This is a genomic window from Streptomyces sp. NPDC057445, assembly GCF_042802855.1.
In the GTDB taxonomy this organism is placed as follows: domain Bacteria; phylum Actinomycetota; class Actinomycetes; order Streptomycetales; family Streptomycetaceae; genus Streptomyces.
In genome coordinates this window covers 331,112-348,056 of the sequence record NZ_JBHVDH010000006.1, presented here as the reverse complement: position 1 = coordinate 348,056, position 16,945 = coordinate 331,112, and the positions used below count along the sequence as shown (strand labels likewise).

Here is a 16,945-nt window from a genome sequence, read left to right as displayed (position 1 = left end):
GCGGCTCCCGTGCGGCGGGAGCGTGGGCGGTGAGATGCCGCCACAGGGCAGTAGGGAGTGATCGTCGTGTCCGGAGAGCCGGCAGCCGGGTACCGGTCGGAGTACCGCATCGAGGACCTGGCACATCACAGCGGCGCCACGGTCCGGACCATCCGCGCCTACCAGGACCGCGGACTGCTGCCCAAGCCCGAGCGGCGCGGCCGGTCGAACGTGTACAGGGACACGCATCTGGCCCGGCTGCGCCAGATCGCCGACCTCCTCGACCGGGGGTACACACTCGCGTCGATCAAGGAACTCCTCGAGGCCTGGGACACCGGGCGAGGGCTCGGCGGGTTGCTCGGTCTCGTCGCCGAGGTCCACGGCCCATGGACCGACGAGGTGGTGGACCGCATCACCCGCGCCGAGCTGGACGAGACCTTCGGGGGAAAGCCGGACGAAAAGGCCATCTCGGAGGCGGTGGAACTCGGCGTCCTGGAACGCATCCCCGGCAGGGACGACGAATTCCTGGTGTCGAGTCCCCAGGAGCTCGCCGTCGCAGCCGAGTTGCACGCAGCGGGAGTCCCTCTGCTCGCAATCTCCGGCCATCTGAAGGAACTTCGCGGCCAGATGGAGCACATCGCCTCCCGCTTCCTGGAGTTCACGACCGAGCACGTCTTCGCCCGCTATCTCGGCCACCAGCGCCCGACCGACGCGGACGCCACCGAGGCGGCGTCGATGGTGCGACGGCTGCGGCCGCTCGCGCAGCAGACGGTCGATGCCGAACTGGCCAGGGCCATGCGGACGTTCGCGACACGGCGTCTTCAGCAGCATCTCGGTACGGAAGGCGTCCCGGAAGCCGATGCCGGGCTGCGGTCGGTGGCACTTCCGGCCTCGACGATCCAGGCCGTGCAGAGGCTGGTTGGCCCCGAGAAGACGGCGGCGTTCATCATCGCGGCGACGGAACGTGAGCTGCACGCACGGACATTGGACTCACTTGCGGCAATACGCCATAAATAGCACGATATTGATCAAATCCACTGAATCGCAGGTTCGTTGTCCACAGAGTCGCCAATTCCCGCTGTGGATAACGCACTTGGCTGTGGATCAAACATATGGATCATTGTCGTCCGGATGAAAATCGCGTGGCGGTGAACTGACGCCGCGGGCACTCTGGCGGCATGGAAGAAAGACGCACCGTCAAGGTGTCCAAGTACCTCTCGAAACATCTGCGGCATCAGCCGGAACGGATCGGCATCAGCCTCGACGCGAACGGCTGGGTCGCGATCGACGAGCTGATGCGGGCCGCGGCCGCGCACGGGTTCCACTTCACCCGGGCCGAGCTTGATCATGTCGTCGCGGTCAACGACAAGCGGCGCTTCACGATCGACGGCGACCGTATCCGCGCCAATCAGGGCCACACCGTCGAAGTCGACCTGGAACTGCCCGTCGCCGAGCCGCCCCAGTATCTCTACCACGGAACCGTCGCCCGCAGCCTGGACGCGATCCGCGCCGAAGGCCTGCGCCCCATGGCACGCCACCATGTCCATCTCTCACCCGACCGCGAAACCGCGACCCGCGTGGGGGCCCGCCGTGGCCGCCCTGTCGTCCTCCCGGTGGACGCCGGCGCGATGCACCGTGCAGGCCATGTGTTCCACGTGAGCGCCAACGGCGTCTGGCTGACGGACACGGTTCCACCGGAATTCCTGCGTTTTCCGGGCTGACCCAGGCATGACCTGGGGCTTTGTTCGAGGGTCTGCGGGGATCCGGAGCAGCGACAGGACCGACGTACGCTGGAGCGCATGACGTCTCCTCTGCGCCTCAGCACCGTGATCCTTCCCGTGCACCGCTGGAACGAGGGAGGCCGGGCACTGTGGCAGCGCGCCGAGGAGCTCGGTTTCCACGCCGCCTACACCTATGACCATCTGGCCTGGCGGACCTTCCGCGACGGCCCCTGGTTCGGCGCCGTGCCCACGCTGACGGCCGCCGCCGCTGCCACCGGCACGCTGCGCCTGGGCACCCTCGTGACGTCCCCGAACTTCCGGCACCCGGTCACCCTCGCCAAGGAACTGATCACTCTCGACGACATCTCCGGCGGCCGTGTCACCCTCGGCATCGGCGCGGGCGGAAACGGCTTCGACGCGACGACCTTGCTGAAGAGCGACGAGGAGCCCTGGACCCCGCGCGAGCGGGCGGACCGGTTCGGCGAGTTCGTACCTCTGCTGGACGAGCTGCTGCGGGAACCGGCCGGTACGACACAGGAAGGCCGCTTCTACTCCGCGACCGAGGCCCGCAACGTTCCGGGCTGCGTCCAGCGACCGCGGCTTCCCTTCGCCGTCGCCGCCACCGGCCCCCGGGGACTGAAGTTGGCCGCGCAGTACGGGCAGGCGTGGGTGACGACGGGCGACCCGAAGCTGTACGAGTCGGGCTCTGCGGAGCAGTCGGTCGAGGCCGTCGCGGGGCAGCTCGCCAAGCTGGGCAAGGCGTGCGCAGAGGCGGGCCGGGACGCGGCCGAGCTCGACAAGATCCTGCTCACCGGCTTCACCCCGGAATTCAACCCGGCCACGCCGGCGCCGGGGCAGGGCCGTCCCCTGGAGTCCCTCGACGCCTTCGTCGACTTCGCGGGCAGGCACGCGGACCTCGGTTTCACCGAGATCGTCATCCACTGGCCCATCGCGGACTCGGTCTTCGCGGCCGACCAGAAGATCTTCGAGCGGATCGCCACGGACGGACTGGCGCAGCTCGGCTGAGCACAGGCGTGGGTGGCCGGGCAGGGGCAACCCTGAGTAGCCAAGGGGTTTCGGGTGGTGCACTCAGATGTGCGACCTCCCGCACGGCCGTGCGGGACGGTACGGGAGAATGCGTTTGTGACCTCAGCTAACGATCAATTCCCGCTCCCCGCCAACGTCCGGCTGATCGCCACCGACCTCGACGGCACCCTGCTGCGCGACGACAAGTCCGTCTCGGACCGCACCGTCTCCGCTCTCGCAGCCGCCGAGGAGGCCGGTATCGAGGTCTTCTTCGTCACCGGCCGCCCGGCCCGCTGGATGGACGTCGTCAGCGACCACGTCCACGGCCATGGCCTGGCGATCTGCGCGAACGGCGCCGCGGTCGTGGACCTCCACGCCGGCGGCAAGCTGATCGAGGCACGTCCACTGGAGCGGGAGACCGCGCTCGAGGTGGTCAGGACGCTGCGCGACGTGGCTCCGGGCACGACGTTCGCCGTCGAGCTGAGCACGGGCATCCACTACGAGCCTGGCTATCCGCCCTTCCATCTCGACCCGGGTGCCACCGTCGCCACCGCCGAGAAGCTGCTCCACGAGGAGGGCCCGGGATCCGGTGCCCCCGTGCTCAAGCTGCTCGCCCACCACCCGGAGCTGACCCCCGACGGCTTCCTCGTCCTGGCCAGGACGGCGGCGGGTGATCTGGCCTCGTTCACCCGGTCCAGCCCCACCACACTGCTCGAGATCAGCGGCAAGGGCGTCTCGAAGGCCTCCACCCTCGCGCTCTGCTGCGCGGAGCGGGAGATCTCGTCGGACGAGGTCGTGGCGTTCGGGGACATGCCCAACGATGTGGAGATGCTCACGTGGGCGGGCACCTCGTACGCGATGGGCAACGCGCACCCGGACGTCATCGCCGCCGCCTCGGGACGGACCGTCGCGAACAACGAGGACGGTGTCGCGGTGGTCATCGAGCAGATTCTCGCCGCGCGCCGGGCATAGGGGTTGTCGCACGCCCGGGTCCGGACAGCGTTGCTCGCGGCCGGCCGTGCCCGAAGCCGGGAGCTCGGAGCCGGGATCGCTCGGAACCGGATCCGCTCAGACCTCCACTCCCCGCTCGGCCAGCCAGCCGACCGGATCGACCCCTGATCCCAGATACGGCGTGAGCCGTGCCTCGAAATGCAGGTGCGGCCCCGTCGAGTTCCCTGTCGTGCCCGTCTGCGCGATCCACTGGCCGGTGCCCACCAAGTCCCCCTGGTCGACGGTGACCGCGGCGAGATGCGCGTACTGCGTGTACCAGCCGTCGGTGTGCTGGATGACGATCTCGATGCCGAAGCCGCCGCCGCAGGACACGGAGACCACCCGGCCCGCCCCTACCGCCCGCACCGGCGTGCCGATGGGGACGGCGAAGTCCTGTCCGGTGTGCCGGTGGGCCCAGCGCTCACCCGCGCTGTCGAAACCGGCCGAGAGCGTGTAGCCCTCCACCGGTGCCACCCAGTTCGGCCCGTCCCGCTGCGGCGGCTGATCGAGCCGCACCGCTCCGGCGCACCGGCCGGCAGCCGCGCTGCGGTTGGCCTGGGCCTGCAGCGTCCACTGCGCCGCCTCGAGCTTGGTCTGGATGCCCTGCTTCAGCGAGGCGAGCCGCTGCGCGCGGGATTCCAGGTCGAGCCACGCGACACGCGCCTTCTCCTCGGCCCGGGCGCTCCGGCGCTCCGCCTCCCTGGACTCGCCCAGCAGCCGGTTCACGGCCACTTCCATCCGCCAGGCCAGCTGCCAGCCGCGCATCATCTCCTCGGGGTCGTCGGCGAGCAGCAGCTTTGCCGCGATCGCCAGGGACCCTCCGCTGCGGTACTGGGCACGAGCCACTACGCCGATCCTGTCGTGCAGCCGACCGAGTTCGCGGCGTCGCTGCGCCAGCCGCTGCTGGAGCAGCTCGGTGTGTGCCCGCTCGACCTCCGCCGCATGCAGGCCCCGCTCGTACGAGGTGGTCGCCCTCGCCGCCTCCTCGAACAGCCGGGCCACCTCGGCGCTGACGGTGGGTCCGTCACTTGCGGCGGCCGGTGGCGCGGGCAGGGCCAGCAGCAGACACATCAACGGCACAAGCAACAGCAGTCCGTGCCGGTCGCGGCGTTGGTGGCCCATTCCCTGATCGTCACACCAGATTTGTCTGATGTGCGGTATTTCGACTGTGCCGTACCGCCACCTGGCCCAACCCTCGCGCGAGGCCGTCGCCGGGTCCACCAGGCCCCGACTCACCGGTGCCTGAGGCCGTGTCAGGCAGAGGGATCTCGTCCTGAGCTCAGTGAGTCCGTGTGGCGCTATGAGGCGTGGAGAGCCGGCTCACGTAGTCGGCCGTCCAGCAGGTCCCCCGCCCGCTCGCGCTCCAGCATCCGGCGCAGCGGCCCTTCCGCCTCGGCCAGTTCCGCGTACGGCCCGCGCTGTACCGTCCGTCCTCCGTCCAGCACGACCATTTCGTCGACCGCGTCGAGTCCACGGAGCCGGTGGGTGATGAGCAGGGTCGTACGCCCCTCGGTGGCCGCCAGCAGGTCAGCGGTGAGCGCGTCCGCCGTGGCGAGGTCGAGGTGCTCGGCCGGCTCGTCGAGGAGCAGCACGGGGAAGTCGGCGAGCAGCGCGCGGGCGAGGGCGAGGCGCTGGCGCTGACCGCCGGACAGCTGGGCTCCGTGCTCGCCCACGAGCGTGTCCAGGCCGTCGGGCAGAGCGTCGGCCCACTCCAGCAGTCGGGCCCCGGCGAGTGCCGCACGCAGTTCGTCCTCGGAGGCGTCGGGGCGGGCGAGCCTGACGTTCTCACGGATGGTGCTGTCGAAGATGTGGGCGTCCTGAGCGCACAGCCCGACGAACCGCCGGACCGTGTCCCCGTCCAGGGCGGTCGTGTCCGTCCCGCCCAGGGTGTACGTCCCCGCCCTCGCGTCAAGGAAGCGCAGAAGCACCTGGGCGAGGGTGGTCTTGCCGGAACCCGAGGCACCGACGACCGCGATCCGCCTGCCCGCGGTGAGCGTCAGATCGAAGCCGCTGAGGGCGTCGTTCTGCCGGTCCGCGTGGCGGACGGCCAGACCGCGTATCTGGAGCGGGAACGCGGAAGCGGGTGCGGGAGCCGGGTGCACGGGTTCACGTACAGGCACCGGGGCGTCGAGCACCTCGAAGACCCGCTCGGCGCTCCGCTTCACCCGTTGCCGGTACTGCACGGCGAGCGACAGCCCGGTGACCGCCTCGAAGGCGGCAAGAGGGGTCAGTACGACGACGGCGAGCTCCACGCCTTCGATGCGGCCCGCGTGCACGGCCACGACACCCACGTAAGCGGCGCAGGCAACGGTCAGCCCGCAGGCGACGGCGGAAAGGCCACCACCAAGGGCAGTGGCGGACGCGGCGCGCGACGCGATCCGGGTGAGCGCGCGGTCGGCCTCCCGCACGGCGGAGATCCGGCCCTTGACCGCCCCGGCGACGGTCAGCTCGGCCGTGCCACGGAGCAGATCGACGACCCGGGTCGCCAGCGTGCCGCGTGCCGGGGCGAGCCTGCGCTCCGCCCGCCGCGCAGTCGCCCCGCCGACCATCGGCACCGCCACCCCGGCAACGAGCAGCCCGGCGGCCAGCACGGCTCCTGCCTCGGGCAGCAGCCACGCCGTGAACCCCACCGAACCGACGCCGACGACGAGGGCCGCACCCGCAGGCAGCAGCCACCGCAGCCAGTAGTCCTGCATGGCGTCCACATCGGCCACGAGCCGCGACAGCAGGTCGCCGCGCCGGGCGCGCCGCAGCCCGGCCGGCGCGATCCGCTCCAGGCGCCGGTACACCCCGACCCGGAGGTCGGCGAGCATCCGCAGTACGGCGTCGTGCGACACGAGTCGCTCGGCGTACCGGAACACGGCCCGCCCGATCCCGAACGCCCGTGTCGCCGTCACGGCCACCATCAGATACAGCACCGGAGGCTGCTCAGAGGCCCGCGAGATGAGCCACCCGGACACCGCCATGAGTCCCACCGCGGACCCCAGCGCCAGGCTCCCCAGCACCAGGCCGAGCACCAGGCGCCCTCGCAATCCCCCGGCCATCCCCCGCACCCGCGCCAGTACCCCGGCGCGCGGGGCCCCGTAGGGCGATCCGGTTTCTGCGGCCCGCGTCCCGACGAGCCCCTCACCCCGTACGGCCCGCGCGCCCTCCGCGGCGTCCTCCGACTGATGCGGCCGGACTCCGCCCGGCACCCGGCCGTCGCCGTCCGTAGCGACCTGCGAAGGCAGTGACCGCGGAGGCACGGAAGCCCGGCGGAACCTCCCTGCTTCCTCGGCCGACGGCGAGGGGGCGGACGAGGGCGCCGCCGGGGACGCCTGGAGCTCCACCACCCGGTCCGCGACGGCCAGCAGCGCCGGCCGGTGGACGACCAGCAGCACCGTTCGCCCGGCCGCCAGTCGCCGGACCGCCTCCACGATTCCCGCTTCGGTCTCCCCGTCCAGTGCCGCCGTGGGCTCGTCGAGGAGCAGCAGTGGCCGGTCGGCGAGAAACGCACGGGCCAGTGCGAGCCTTTGCCGCTGCCCTGCCGACAGCCCTGCGCCGTCCTCTCCGAGGAGCGTCTCCGTACCCTCCGGCAACGCGGCCACGAAGTCCTGGGCACCGGCATCCCGCAGCGCCGCCACGACCTCCGCGTCATCCGCGTCCGGCCGCGCAAGCCGCACGTTCTCCGCGACCGTTCCTGCGAAGAGATACGGCTGCTGCGGCACCCACGCGATCGACTCCCGCCACCGTTCCAGGTCCAGCGAGGCCAGATCCATGCCCCCTGCCCGCACCCGGCCCTCGTCCGGCGCGACGAACCCCAGCACGACGTCGAGCAGCGTCGACTTCCCGACCCCGCTCGGTCCCACCAGAGCCACCACCTCACCCGGTTCCACCACCAGCGACGCCGAGCCCAGCGACGGCTCCTCCCGCCCCGCACGACGGACCGTCACATCCGTCAGCTCCAGCCGTACCGAGTCCGGTACATCTGAGCCTCCACCGCGCGAGGGGGTCTCCAGTACCGCGAAGATCTCCTCCGCCGCGGACAACCCCTCCGCAGCCGCGTGATACTGCGCCCCGACCTGCCGGATCGGCAGATACGCCTCGGGCGCAAGGATCAGCACCACCAGGCCCGTGTACAGATCGAGTTCACCGTGGACGAGTCGCATCCCGATGCCCACCGCCACCAGTGCCACCGACAGCGTCGACAGCAGTTCGAGGGCGAACGACGACAAGAACGCGATCCGCAGCGTCTTCAGCGTCGCCTGCCGGTACTCGGACGTGATGGTCCGGATCGATTCGGCCTGCGCCTTCGCCCGCCCGAACACCTTCAGCGTCGGGAGACCCGCCACCACGTCGAGGAAGTGACCGGAAAGCCGCGACAGCAGCTTCCACTGACGGTCCATCCGAGCCTGGGTGGCCCAGCCGATCAGCACCATGAAGAGCGGGATCAGCGGCAGCGTGACCACGATGACCGCCGCCGACACCCAGTCCTCGGTGACGATCCGCGCCAGGACCGCCACCGGAACCACCACCGCAAGCCCCAGCTGCGGCAGATAGCGAGCGAAGTAGTCGTCGAGCGCGTCCACCCCGCGCGTGGCCAGCGCAACGAGCGATCCCGTGCGCTGACCGCTCAGCCATCCCGGCCCGAGCACCGCCGCCCGCTCCAGCAGCCGCATCCGCAGCTCGCTCTTGACCGCCGCGCTCGCCCGGTGCGCCGCCAGCTCGGTCAGCCACGAGACCAGCCCACGCCCCGCCGCGACAGCGGCGAGCATCATCAGCGGCGTCCACAACCCGGAGATGTCCAGACCTCGTTGGAACGCCCCGACCACCACCTCGGCGATGAGCATCGCCTGGGCGACGACCAGCGCTGCCCCGGCAAGACCGAGGACCACCACGGCCGCCATGAAGGAGCGGGTGGCCCTGGCGTACCGCAGCAGACGCGGATCGACGGGTTTCACGTGAAACATCCCTTCATCAACGGTGGCAGGTCCCCGGACGGTGCTGGGTCACGGCGCGGACCGGACTCGCTGTCAGTGCGCATCAGCAATGTGCTGAGTGCCGATCCGCTTCCGGAACACCCAGTACGTCCACCCCTGGTACACCAGCACCAGAGGTGTCGCGATCCCCGCACACCACGTCATGATCTTCAGCGTGTAGGGGCTCGACGAGGCGTTGGTCACCGTCAGGTTCCACTCGTCGTTGAGCGACGACGGCATGACGTTCGGGAAGAGGGTCAGGAACAGCATCGCGATCACGGCCACGATCGTGATGCCCGACAGTGCGAACGACCACCCCTCGCGCCCCGCCTTGATCGCCACGATCGCCGCCACGAGGGCCACCGCCGCGACGATCATCGCCACCAGGCTGGTTCCGTCGCCCTTGTCCGTCTGGGTCCAGCTCAGGAACCCGAGAGCCAGCAGGGCCGTGACCGGCCCCAGCTTCAGAGCCAGCTTCCGCGCGCGCACCCGGATGTCCCCGACCGTCTTCAGCGCGGTGAACACCGTTCCGTGGAAAGTGAACAGGGACAGGGTGACCAGTCCGCCGAGAATCGCGTACGGATTGAGCAGATCGCCGAGGTTGCCGACGTACTCCATCTCCGCGTCGATCTTCACGCCGCGCACGATGTTCCCGAAGGCCACACCCCACAGCACGGCCGGCACCAGTGAGGTCCAGAAGATCGCCTGCTCCCAGTTGCGCTGCCAGCTTTCCTCCGGCCGCTTCGCCCGGTACTCGAAGGCGACACCCCGCACGATCAGACAGATCAGGATGACCAGCAGCGGCAGATAGAAGCCGGAGAAGAGCGTGGCGTACCACTCCGGGAACGCGGCGAACGTCGCACCGCCCGCCGTGATCAGCCACACCTCGTTTCCGTCCCAGACGGGACCGATGGTGTTGATGAGGACGCGCTTCTCGGCCCTGTCACGGGCGAGCAGCTTCGTCAGGATGCCGACCCCGAAGTCGAAGCCCTCGAGGAAGAAGTAGCCGGTCCACAGGACGGCGATGATGACGAACCAGACGTCGTGGAGTTGCATGCCTCAGCTCCCAGATCTCGGTCTCAGTAGGAGAAGGCCATAGGCCGGTCGGCGTCACGGTCGTCGCCGCCGATCTTGGTCGGCGGATTCAGGTCGGCCTCGGTGAGTTCGGGAGGCCCGGCCTTGACGTACTTCACCAGCAGCTTGACCTCGATCACGGCGAGTACCGCGTAGAGCGCCGTGAAAATGATCATCGACGTGAGCACCTCGCCCGTGGAGGTACCGGGGGAGACCGCGTCCCGGGTGCGCAGCACGCCGTACACGGCCCACGGCTGCCGCCCCATCTCGGTGAAGATCCAGCCCCAGGAGTTGGCGATCAGCGGAAAGCCCAGCGTCCAGATCGCCGCAAGCCAGTAGACCCGGGTGAGCTTCGGCCCGAGCGGCTTCCGGTAGAGCACGACATGCGGCACCTCGTCCTCACCGACCCTCAGCGCCGACGGCAGCATGAACTTCTTACGGGTCAGCCAGAGTCCTGCCAGGCCGATCGCGAAGGACGCCATGCCGAAGCCGATCATCCAACGGAAGCCCCAATAGGTGACCGGGATGTTGGGCCGGTAGTCGCCGGGCCCGTACTTCTCCTGCTCGGCCTTGTTGGTGTCGTTGATCCCGGGGACGTACGACGTGAAGTCGTCGTACGCCAGGAAGGACAGCAGGCCAGGGATCTCTATCGCGACCTTGTTGTGGCCCTTGTCGACATCGCCGTACGCGAAGACCGAGAAGGGCGCAGGGCCCTCGCCGTCCCACAGCGCTTCGGCCGCCGCCATCTTCATCGGCTGCTGCCTGAACATGACCTTGCCGAGGAAGTCGCCGCTCAGGGCCGTCAACAGACCCGCGACGACGACCGTGACCAAGCCCAGACGCAGGGAGCTCTTCATCACCGCGACGTGCTTCTTGCGCGTGAGATGGAAGGCCGCGATGCCGACCATGAACGCGCCACCCGTGAGGAAGGCCGCGGAGAGGGTGTGGAAGACCTGGGTCAGAGCGGTGTTCTGGGTGAGAACGAGCCAGAAGTCGGTGAGCTCCGCACGGCCCTTCTCCTTGTTGATCCGGTATCCGACCGGGTGCTGCATCCAGGAGTTGGCCGCCAGGATGAAGTACGCCGACAGGATCGTGCCGATCGAGACCATCCAGATGCAGGCGAGGTGGATCTTCTTGGGGAGTTTGTCCCAACCGAAGATCCACAGCCCGATGAAGGTCGACTCGAAGAAGAAGGCGATCAGCGCCTCGAAGGCGAGCGGGGCTCCGAACACATCACCGACGAAGCGCGAGTAGTCGGACCAGTTCATGCCGAACTGGAACTCCTGCACGATGCCGGTCACCACCCCCAGCGCGATGTTGATCAGAAAGAGCTTGCCCCAGAACTTGGTCGCCCTTAGGTACTTCTCCTTCCCCGTGCGCACCCACGCCGTCTGCAGGCCGGCCGTGAGGGCGGCCAGCGAGATCGTCAGGGGGACGAAGAGGAAGTGGTAGACGGTGGTAATGCCGAACTGCCAGCGCGCCAGAGTCTCCGGCGCCAGAGCCAGGTCCACGTCGTCTCTCCTTACATCGGCGTGGTCACGTCGCCCTGATCACAGATCAGAGCAGCTCGCCCCTGCATATCCTCCGATATCTGGATGATCAGGGGTACGCTTGTGAACGCGTTCACATTCACAAGCAATTATGACTCATCCGAAATCCGTACGAGTGAGCGGGGTCCCTGGCTCACGGCAACCCACGCAGAAAGCCCCCGCGAGCAGGTGCTCGCAGGGGCTTTCCCGGTCTCCCCGGCCGCCTTCGGCTACATCTCCTTGCGGAACGCGCCCGCCGCGTGCAGGAACAGGTCGTTCGCCTCGCTCTCACCGATGGTGACCCGCACGCCCTCGCCCGGGAACGGCCGCACCACGACACCGGCGCGCTCGCACGCCGCGGCGAAGTCGACCGTACGCTCGCCGAGCCTCAGCCAGACGAAGTTCGCCTGCGTCTCAGGGACCGTCCAGCCCTGCTGCACCAGCCCCTCGTGCACCCGCGTGCGCTCGGAGACCAGGGCGCCGACCCGCCCGAGCAGCTCGTCCTCGGCCTGCAGCGACGCGACCGCCGCGTCCTGGGCGAGCTGGCTCACGCCGAAGGGCACCGCCGTCTTGCGCAGCGCCGCCGCCACCGGCTCGTGGGCGATCGCGAAGCCGACCCGCAGTCCTGCCAGACCGTACGCCTTGGAGAAGGTCCGCAGCACCGCGACATTGGGCCGGTGACGGTAGATCTCCGTGCCGTCGGGAACCGCCGAGTCCCTGATGAACTCGCGGTACGCCTCGTCCAGTACGACCAGCACATCGGAAGGCACCCGGTCGAGGAACCGTTCCAGCTCGGCGCGGCGCACCACCGTGCCCGTGGGGTTGTTGGGATTGCAGACGAAGATCAGACGGGTCCGGTCGGTCACCGCGTCCGCCATCGCGTCCAGATCGTGCACATCACCCGGGGTCAGCGGCACGGGGACCGACGTGGCCCCGCTGATCTGAGTGATGATCGGGTACGCCTCGAAGGACCGCCACGCGTAGATGACCTCGTCGCCCGGGCCCGCCGTGGCCTGAATCAGCTGCTGGGCGACGCCCACCGAGCCGGTGCCGGTCGCCAGGTGCGAGACGGGGACGTCGAAGCGGTTGGAAAGCTCGTTCATCAGCCCGGTGCAGGCCATGTCCGGGTAGCGGTTGAAGCCCGCCGCCGCGGCGACCGCGGTCTCGATCACTCCGGGCAGGGGCGGATACGGGTTCTCGTTGGAGGACAGCTTGAAGGCGGCCGGTCCCTCAGCGCCGGCCGCGGCGGGCTTGCCCGGCTTGTAGGTAGGAATGCCGTCCAGCTCGGCGCGCAGCTTGGGGCTCGTCTCGCTCACCGCAGGTCCTCCTCGACCATCTTGCACACTCACCAATACTGCTCACCTTATGAGGATTCCGGGCTGCTGCGAATGGGCGGAGGCGGAACGCCGGAGAAAGGGGGAGCGCTCCCCCTCCGGGCACGCGCCGGTGGCTCGCTCCGTGGCGCGCATCCCCCGTAGGGGTGAGTTGAGACCTCTTCGAGACCTCGGCCTTATGGCAGGCCCATGCCGGTCGACAACCGTGAGACCACCTTCCGTCCCTCCAACGCCCTGTGTTTCCAAGGCAATTAGGGGGGCAACACCATGCAGAAACGTGCCTGTCAACGACTGCATATGCGACCGGACCAACCGCTCGACATCGCCCTACTATCGGCTCGCCATGACAGCAGCAGGGAAGCACCAGGTGAGCCGGACAGAAGCATCGCGCCGGGGCCGCCGGCAAGGTCGGGCGGGCATCCGGGACGTGGCCGCCGCAGCCGGTGTCTCCATCACGACTGTCTCCGACGCCCTCAACGGCAAGGGCAGACTCCCGGATGCCACGCGCCGCCATGTCCGCGAGGTCGCCGACCGGCTGGGCTACCGCCCGTCGGCCGCGGCCCGAACGCTCCGTACCGGCAAGTCGGGTCTCATCGGCCTGACGGTGACCACGTACGGGGATGAACCTTTCACCTTCACCGAGTTCGCGTACTTCGCCGAGATGGCGAGAGCCGCGACCTCCGCCGCACTCGCCCGCGGCTACGCGCTCGTCATCCTGCCCGCCACCTCGCGACACGACGTGTGGTCGAACGTCGCCCTCGACGGGACCGTCGTGATCGATCCCTCCGACCACGACCCGGTCGTCACGGAGCTGGTCCGGCAAGGCCTGCCCGTCGTCTCCGACGGGCGCCCCGCCGGCACCCTCCCGGTCACCGCCTGGGTCGACAACGACCACGAAGCCGCGGTGCTCGATCTCCTCGACCACCTCGCGGCCGCCGGCGCCCGCCGGATCGGCCTGCTCACCGGAACCACGACCGACACCTACACCCGGCTGTCGACCACCGCGTACCTCAGCTGGTGCGAACGGGTCGGCCAGGACCCGGTCTACGAGGCCTATCCCGCGCACGACCCCTGCGCGGGCGCCGTCGCCGCCGACCGGCTGCTCGCACGCCCGGACCGCCCGGACGCCGTCTACGGACTCTTCGACCCCAACGGCACCGATCTGCTCGCCGCGGCCAGGCGGTACGGGCTGCGCGTCCCCGACGACCTGCTGCTGGTGTGCTGCAGCGAGTCCATGGTGTACGCCAGCACCGAGCCGCCCATCACCACCCTCTCGCTCAAGCCCCGGCGCATCGGCACCGCGGTCGTCCAGCTGCTCATCGACGCCATCGAGGGCCTCGACGGCGGGCCCGTCGAGCAGGTGATACCGACGGAACTCATCGTCCGTACGTCCTCGCAGCGGCGCTCCCCGCGGACGACGGTGAGCCATCCGCGGTCGCCCTCCCAGAACGAGACGCAGGACTGAGTGGACAGGTCGCAGGCCTAGACCAGCCCAATTGGGACGAAACAGTCAGTGAACCCGCGGTGTACCCGGATTCAGCACCCCTGGTGCATCACACAGCACGAGCCGCATTCCTATGATGGGCGCACGACACCGCGGGCCTCCCCCGACCAGGCAGGTCCGCCGGTGCACGGCGGCGCGACGGTGGTGGAGGGGTCGATGACTCAGGGGGCCGGTCAGGGACCCGTGGTGCGGACGGCGACGTTGCGTGACTTCCGGGTGCCCCCGTACGCACAGGTGCCGGTGCAGTCAGAGGCTCCGGTGCCTTCCCAGGTCCCTGCGGACGAGCAGGGCCCTGCGCATCCGCAGGGCCAGGGCCATGAACAGCCACAGGTGCGACCGCAGGCCCCGGTCCATGACCAGCAACCGCCTGCCTCCGCCCAGGAGCGCGCACCGGAGCAGCCGGCTCCGGTGCCGTCACAGGCTCCGGCCGCCGCTCGAGAGCCCGTGGCGCCCGCGCCCTCGCATGACGTCGCGGCGGCCGTGACGCCCGCAGCCCACCCGGCCGGTGTCTCCGCCCACCCCGGCAACGCCTTTGCGGACGAAGAGCAGCCCGAGGGCTACACCCCCACCGAGCGGGATCTCCCGGTGATCAGCCGCCGCGGGGACACCCTTCAGGTGAACGTGGCGCCCGTCGCGTCGGCGGACCCGGCTCCCGACGGCCTCGGCCCGCTCTATGTCGTCGGCGACGTCCACGGCTATCTCGACGAACTCGTCGCCGCACTCGCCGAGCAGGGCCTGATCGACGCCGACGGCCACTGGGCGGCGGGCAACACCCGGCTCTGGTTCCTCGGCGACTTCACCGACCGCGGTCCCGACGGCATCGGCGTCATCGATCTCGTCATGCGGCTCTCCGCGGAGGCCGCGGCCGCCGGCGGCTACTGCAAGGCCCTCATGGGCAACCACGAGCTGCTGCTCATCGGAGCGAAGCGCTTCGCCGACACCCCCGTCAACTCCGGCGCGGGCACCGCCACCTTCCAGGCGGCCTGGCTTCTCAACGGCGGCCAGAAGAACGACATGGACCGGCTCCAGGACGTCCACCTCCAGTGGATGTCCCGGCTGGACGCGGTGGTCGAGGAGGACGGGCATCTGCTGATGCACTCCGACACGACGGCCTACCTCGAGTACGGCACGACCATCGAGGACGTCAACGAGAACGTCCACGAGATCCTCAACCGGAACGACGCCGACGAGTGCTGGGACCTCTTCCGCAAGTTCACCAAGCGCTTCGCCTTCCGTGACGGCGACGGGCCGGGGGCCGTGCGCGAGCTGCTCGCCGCATACGGCGGCCGGCGGATCGTCCACGGCCACAGCCCCATTCCCTATCTGCTCGGCCAGGTGGGCACCGAGGACGCGGCCGACGGCGAAGGCGGATCGAGCCCGGTCGTCGAGGGCCCGCACGTGTACGCGGACGGGCTCGCCATCGCGATGGACGGAGGCGTGACCATGGCCGGAAAGCTGCTGGTCGTCCAGCTGCCTCTGCAGGGCTGAGGGAATCCCGGGCGGGCGATTTCCGGAAACCCCCTGTCACCCCGTGCCTTGACCGCTCTACCATCGGTTTATCCGTAGCAGGCTCTCCTCCGTTTCCGCCCAACTGCCCATTTACGCGGGCAATCCGGCCCTACGGAGCATCGGGGGATGCACATGAACAGCGCTCCGCACCTGCTGACCGAGGATCGCGCCGAGTATGAGCGCATCCTCGACGACGCGCTGCGCAACGCGCACGACCGCCCGGATCTCACCTCCGTCGGCAAGCGGCTCAACGCCGAACAACTGCGCACGATGGCGCTCAACGCCACCGCACTGATAACCAGCGCCGCCGCCGCCGAGTACGAGTACTTCGTGAAGGTCCGCGAGGAGCAGCGCTCACCCTCGACCTCGCCCGTACGGAACTCGGTGCTCGGCCCTGCGGTCGGTGACGAGGATGAGGACGGGGCGGGGGCCGGCTTCGGCGCCGTCCTCACGGTGCTGGCTCCGATCCTGGCGGGCACCGCGGCGGTGATCTTTCTGCTCGTGGGGTACGTCATGAAGGCGCTCAGCCCTGAACCCGCCTTCGCGGAAACCCTGGTGACGGTCGGCTGGTTCTTCGGGGCGCTCACTGCGGCGGGCCTCCTGGCCGCCGCTGTCGGCCTGCTGATCGCCGCTCTGCGGAACGGTGCGACGCAGGTCCCTGCCGAGGAGGCGGGCGGCGAGCTGCCCGACGAGGTCGCACGGGCCAAGGAGGCCTGGCGGCACGCGCTCCTGGAGCGGGGCGTCGTTCCGTTTCTGCGGGCCGCGCTCGCCGACCCCAGCGCCGACCCCGCTTCATCGGTCCCACCTCGCCCGGTGAACCGGATTCCCAAGATCGGCTACAGCGGCCCCGACTTCTCGAGCCCCAGCGAGGGCTCGTCGGCCACGTCCCGGCCGACGTTCACCAGCCCGGACTTCACAAGTCCGGACTTCGGCCCGCCGGAGCACCGGCCCGAGTAGTCGCCGGGCCTCCGGAGATCACTGGTCGAGACGGATCCGCTGGGCGAACCGCAGCGGCGAGATGCCCAGGACCCGGTCCAGGGCCCGCTGCAGCGTACGCTCGCTCGCGCCGACCGCCAGGGCCGCGTCCGCGATCCCCCCGGGCCTGTTGCACGGCGTCGCGGAAGGCTGCTGCGCGGGCGCTTCCACCCACTCACCGAGCGGCCCCGGCCGCCTGAGCCCGAGGCCGGGCACGACCAGCACCTCGGGCGTCCCGGCCGACTGCGGCGGGATCGAGTATCGAGGCAAGCCCGGAATCGAGTATTCCGTCAAACACCAGCACCAAGATCCTCATGTCGGAAACGGTAGAGAAAGTGTCGGATCC

Annotated in this window: 13 protein-coding genes; 7 read left to right on the top strand and 6 right to left on the bottom strand. The window is 69.6% G+C overall.

What is annotated here, in order from left to right:
• Positions 1-66 precede the first annotated feature (66 nt).
• The 4 genes from ACFU5O_RS17260 (at position 67) to ACFU5O_RS17245 (ending at position 3,698) form a co-directional block, all read left to right on the top strand.
• A complete protein-coding gene (locus ACFU5O_RS17260) occupies positions 67-996 on the top strand; it encodes a MerR family transcriptional regulator (RefSeq protein ID WP_384241008.1) in 930 nt (309 codons plus the stop codon).
• Positions 997-1,157: 161 nt separating this feature from the next.
• Positions 1,158-1,700, top strand: a complete 543-nt coding sequence (locus tag ACFU5O_RS17255) for an RNA 2'-phosphotransferase (RefSeq protein ID WP_384241005.1) — start codon at positions 1,158-1,160, stop codon at positions 1,698-1,700.
• A gap of 78 nt (positions 1,701-1,778) precedes the next feature.
• Entirely contained in the window at positions 1,779-2,726 is a 948-nt protein-coding gene (locus tag ACFU5O_RS17250; RefSeq protein ID WP_384241003.1) for an LLM class flavin-dependent oxidoreductase, read from the top strand.
• A gap of 117 nt (positions 2,727-2,843) precedes the next feature.
• Positions 2,844-3,698, top strand: coding sequence for a Cof-type HAD-IIB family hydrolase (locus ACFU5O_RS17245; RefSeq protein ID WP_384241002.1), 855 nt, complete (start codon positions 2,844-2,846; stop codon positions 3,696-3,698).
• Positions 3,699-3,794: 96 nt separating this feature from the next.
• Here the strand turns inward: ACFU5O_RS17245 and ACFU5O_RS17240 are convergent, their stop codons facing one another.
• From ACFU5O_RS17240 to hisC, 5 genes are all read right to left on the bottom strand, one after another.
• A complete protein-coding gene (locus tag ACFU5O_RS17240) occupies positions 3,795-4,838 on the bottom strand; it encodes a M23 family metallopeptidase (protein WP_384240999.1) in 1,044 nt (347 codons plus the stop codon).
• Between the two features lie 176 nt (positions 4,839-5,014).
• The gene (gene cydD, locus ACFU5O_RS17235) at positions 5,015-8,656 is read right to left on the bottom strand and encodes a thiol reductant ABC exporter subunit CydD (protein ID WP_384240997.1); all 3,642 of its coding nucleotides are present in this window, start codon (positions 8,654-8,656) and stop codon (positions 5,015-5,017) included.
• Positions 8,657-8,728: 72 nt separating this feature from the next.
• On the bottom strand, positions 8,729-9,730 hold the full coding sequence (gene cydB / locus ACFU5O_RS17230) for a cytochrome d ubiquinol oxidase subunit II (protein ID WP_384240996.1): 1,002 nt from the start codon (positions 9,728-9,730) through the stop codon (positions 8,729-8,731).
• A gap of 23 nt (positions 9,731-9,753) precedes the next feature.
• The gene (locus tag ACFU5O_RS17225) at positions 9,754-11,259 is read right to left on the bottom strand and encodes a cytochrome ubiquinol oxidase subunit I (protein ID WP_384240993.1); all 1,506 of its coding nucleotides are present in this window, start codon (positions 11,257-11,259) and stop codon (positions 9,754-9,756) included.
• Between the two features lie 248 nt (positions 11,260-11,507).
• A complete protein-coding gene (gene hisC, locus ACFU5O_RS17220; RefSeq protein ID WP_384240991.1) occupies positions 11,508-12,593 on the bottom strand; it encodes a histidinol-phosphate transaminase in 1,086 nt (361 codons plus the stop codon).
• A 361-nt stretch (positions 12,594-12,954) separates the two neighbouring features.
• On the opposite strand from hisC, the gene ACFU5O_RS17215 reads away from it, so the two are divergent.
• The 3 genes from ACFU5O_RS17215 to ACFU5O_RS17205 all read left to right on the top strand — a co-directional run bounded on the left by ACFU5O_RS17215 (position 12,955) and on the right by ACFU5O_RS17205 (position 16,581).
• Positions 12,955-14,076 carry a LacI family DNA-binding transcriptional regulator gene (locus ACFU5O_RS17215; protein WP_384240989.1) on the top strand — a complete coding sequence of 374 codons (1,122 nt, stop codon included), beginning with the start codon at positions 12,955-12,957 and terminating at the stop codon, positions 14,074-14,076.
• A gap of 180 nt (positions 14,077-14,256) precedes the next feature.
• Positions 14,257-15,603: a metallophosphoesterase gene (locus ACFU5O_RS17210; RefSeq protein WP_384241114.1), complete on the top strand. Its 1,347-nt coding sequence runs from the start codon at positions 14,257-14,259 to the stop codon at positions 15,601-15,603.
• A gap of 147 nt (positions 15,604-15,750) precedes the next feature.
• Positions 15,751-16,581, top strand: a complete 831-nt coding sequence (locus ACFU5O_RS17205; protein ID WP_384240986.1) for a hypothetical protein — start codon at positions 15,751-15,753, stop codon at positions 16,579-16,581.
• Between the two features lie 18 nt (positions 16,582-16,599).
• Here ACFU5O_RS17205 and ACFU5O_RS17200 read toward each other — a convergent pair whose 3' ends face one another.
• Entirely contained in the window at positions 16,600-16,869 is a 270-nt protein-coding gene (locus ACFU5O_RS17200) for a hypothetical protein (protein WP_384240984.1), read from the bottom strand.
• Between the last annotated feature and the right edge of the window lie 76 nt (positions 16,870-16,945).

Excerpts from the sequence above, each read along its gene's own strand:
- ACFU5O_RS17205 (WP_384240986.1), top strand. The coding sequence starts at position 15,751 with ATGCACATGAACAGCGCTCCGCACCTGCTGACCGAGGATCGCGCCGAG.
- ACFU5O_RS17250 (WP_384241003.1), top strand. The coding sequence starts at position 1,779 with ATGACGTCTCCTCTGCGCCTCAGCACCGTGATCCTTCCCGTGCACCGC.
- ACFU5O_RS17255 (WP_384241005.1), top strand. The coding sequence starts at position 1,158 with ATGGAAGAAAGACGCACCGTCAAGGTGTCCAAGTACCTCTCGAAACAT.
- ACFU5O_RS17240 (WP_384240999.1), bottom strand. The coding sequence starts at position 4,838 with ATGGGCCACCAACGCCGCGACCGGCACGGACTGCTGTTGCTTGTGCCG.
- ACFU5O_RS17215 (WP_384240989.1), top strand. The coding sequence starts at position 12,955 with ATGACAGCAGCAGGGAAGCACCAGGTGAGCCGGACAGAAGCATCGCGC.
- cydB (WP_384240996.1), bottom strand. The coding sequence starts at position 9,730 with ATGCAACTCCACGACGTCTGGTTCGTCATCATCGCCGTCCTGTGGACC.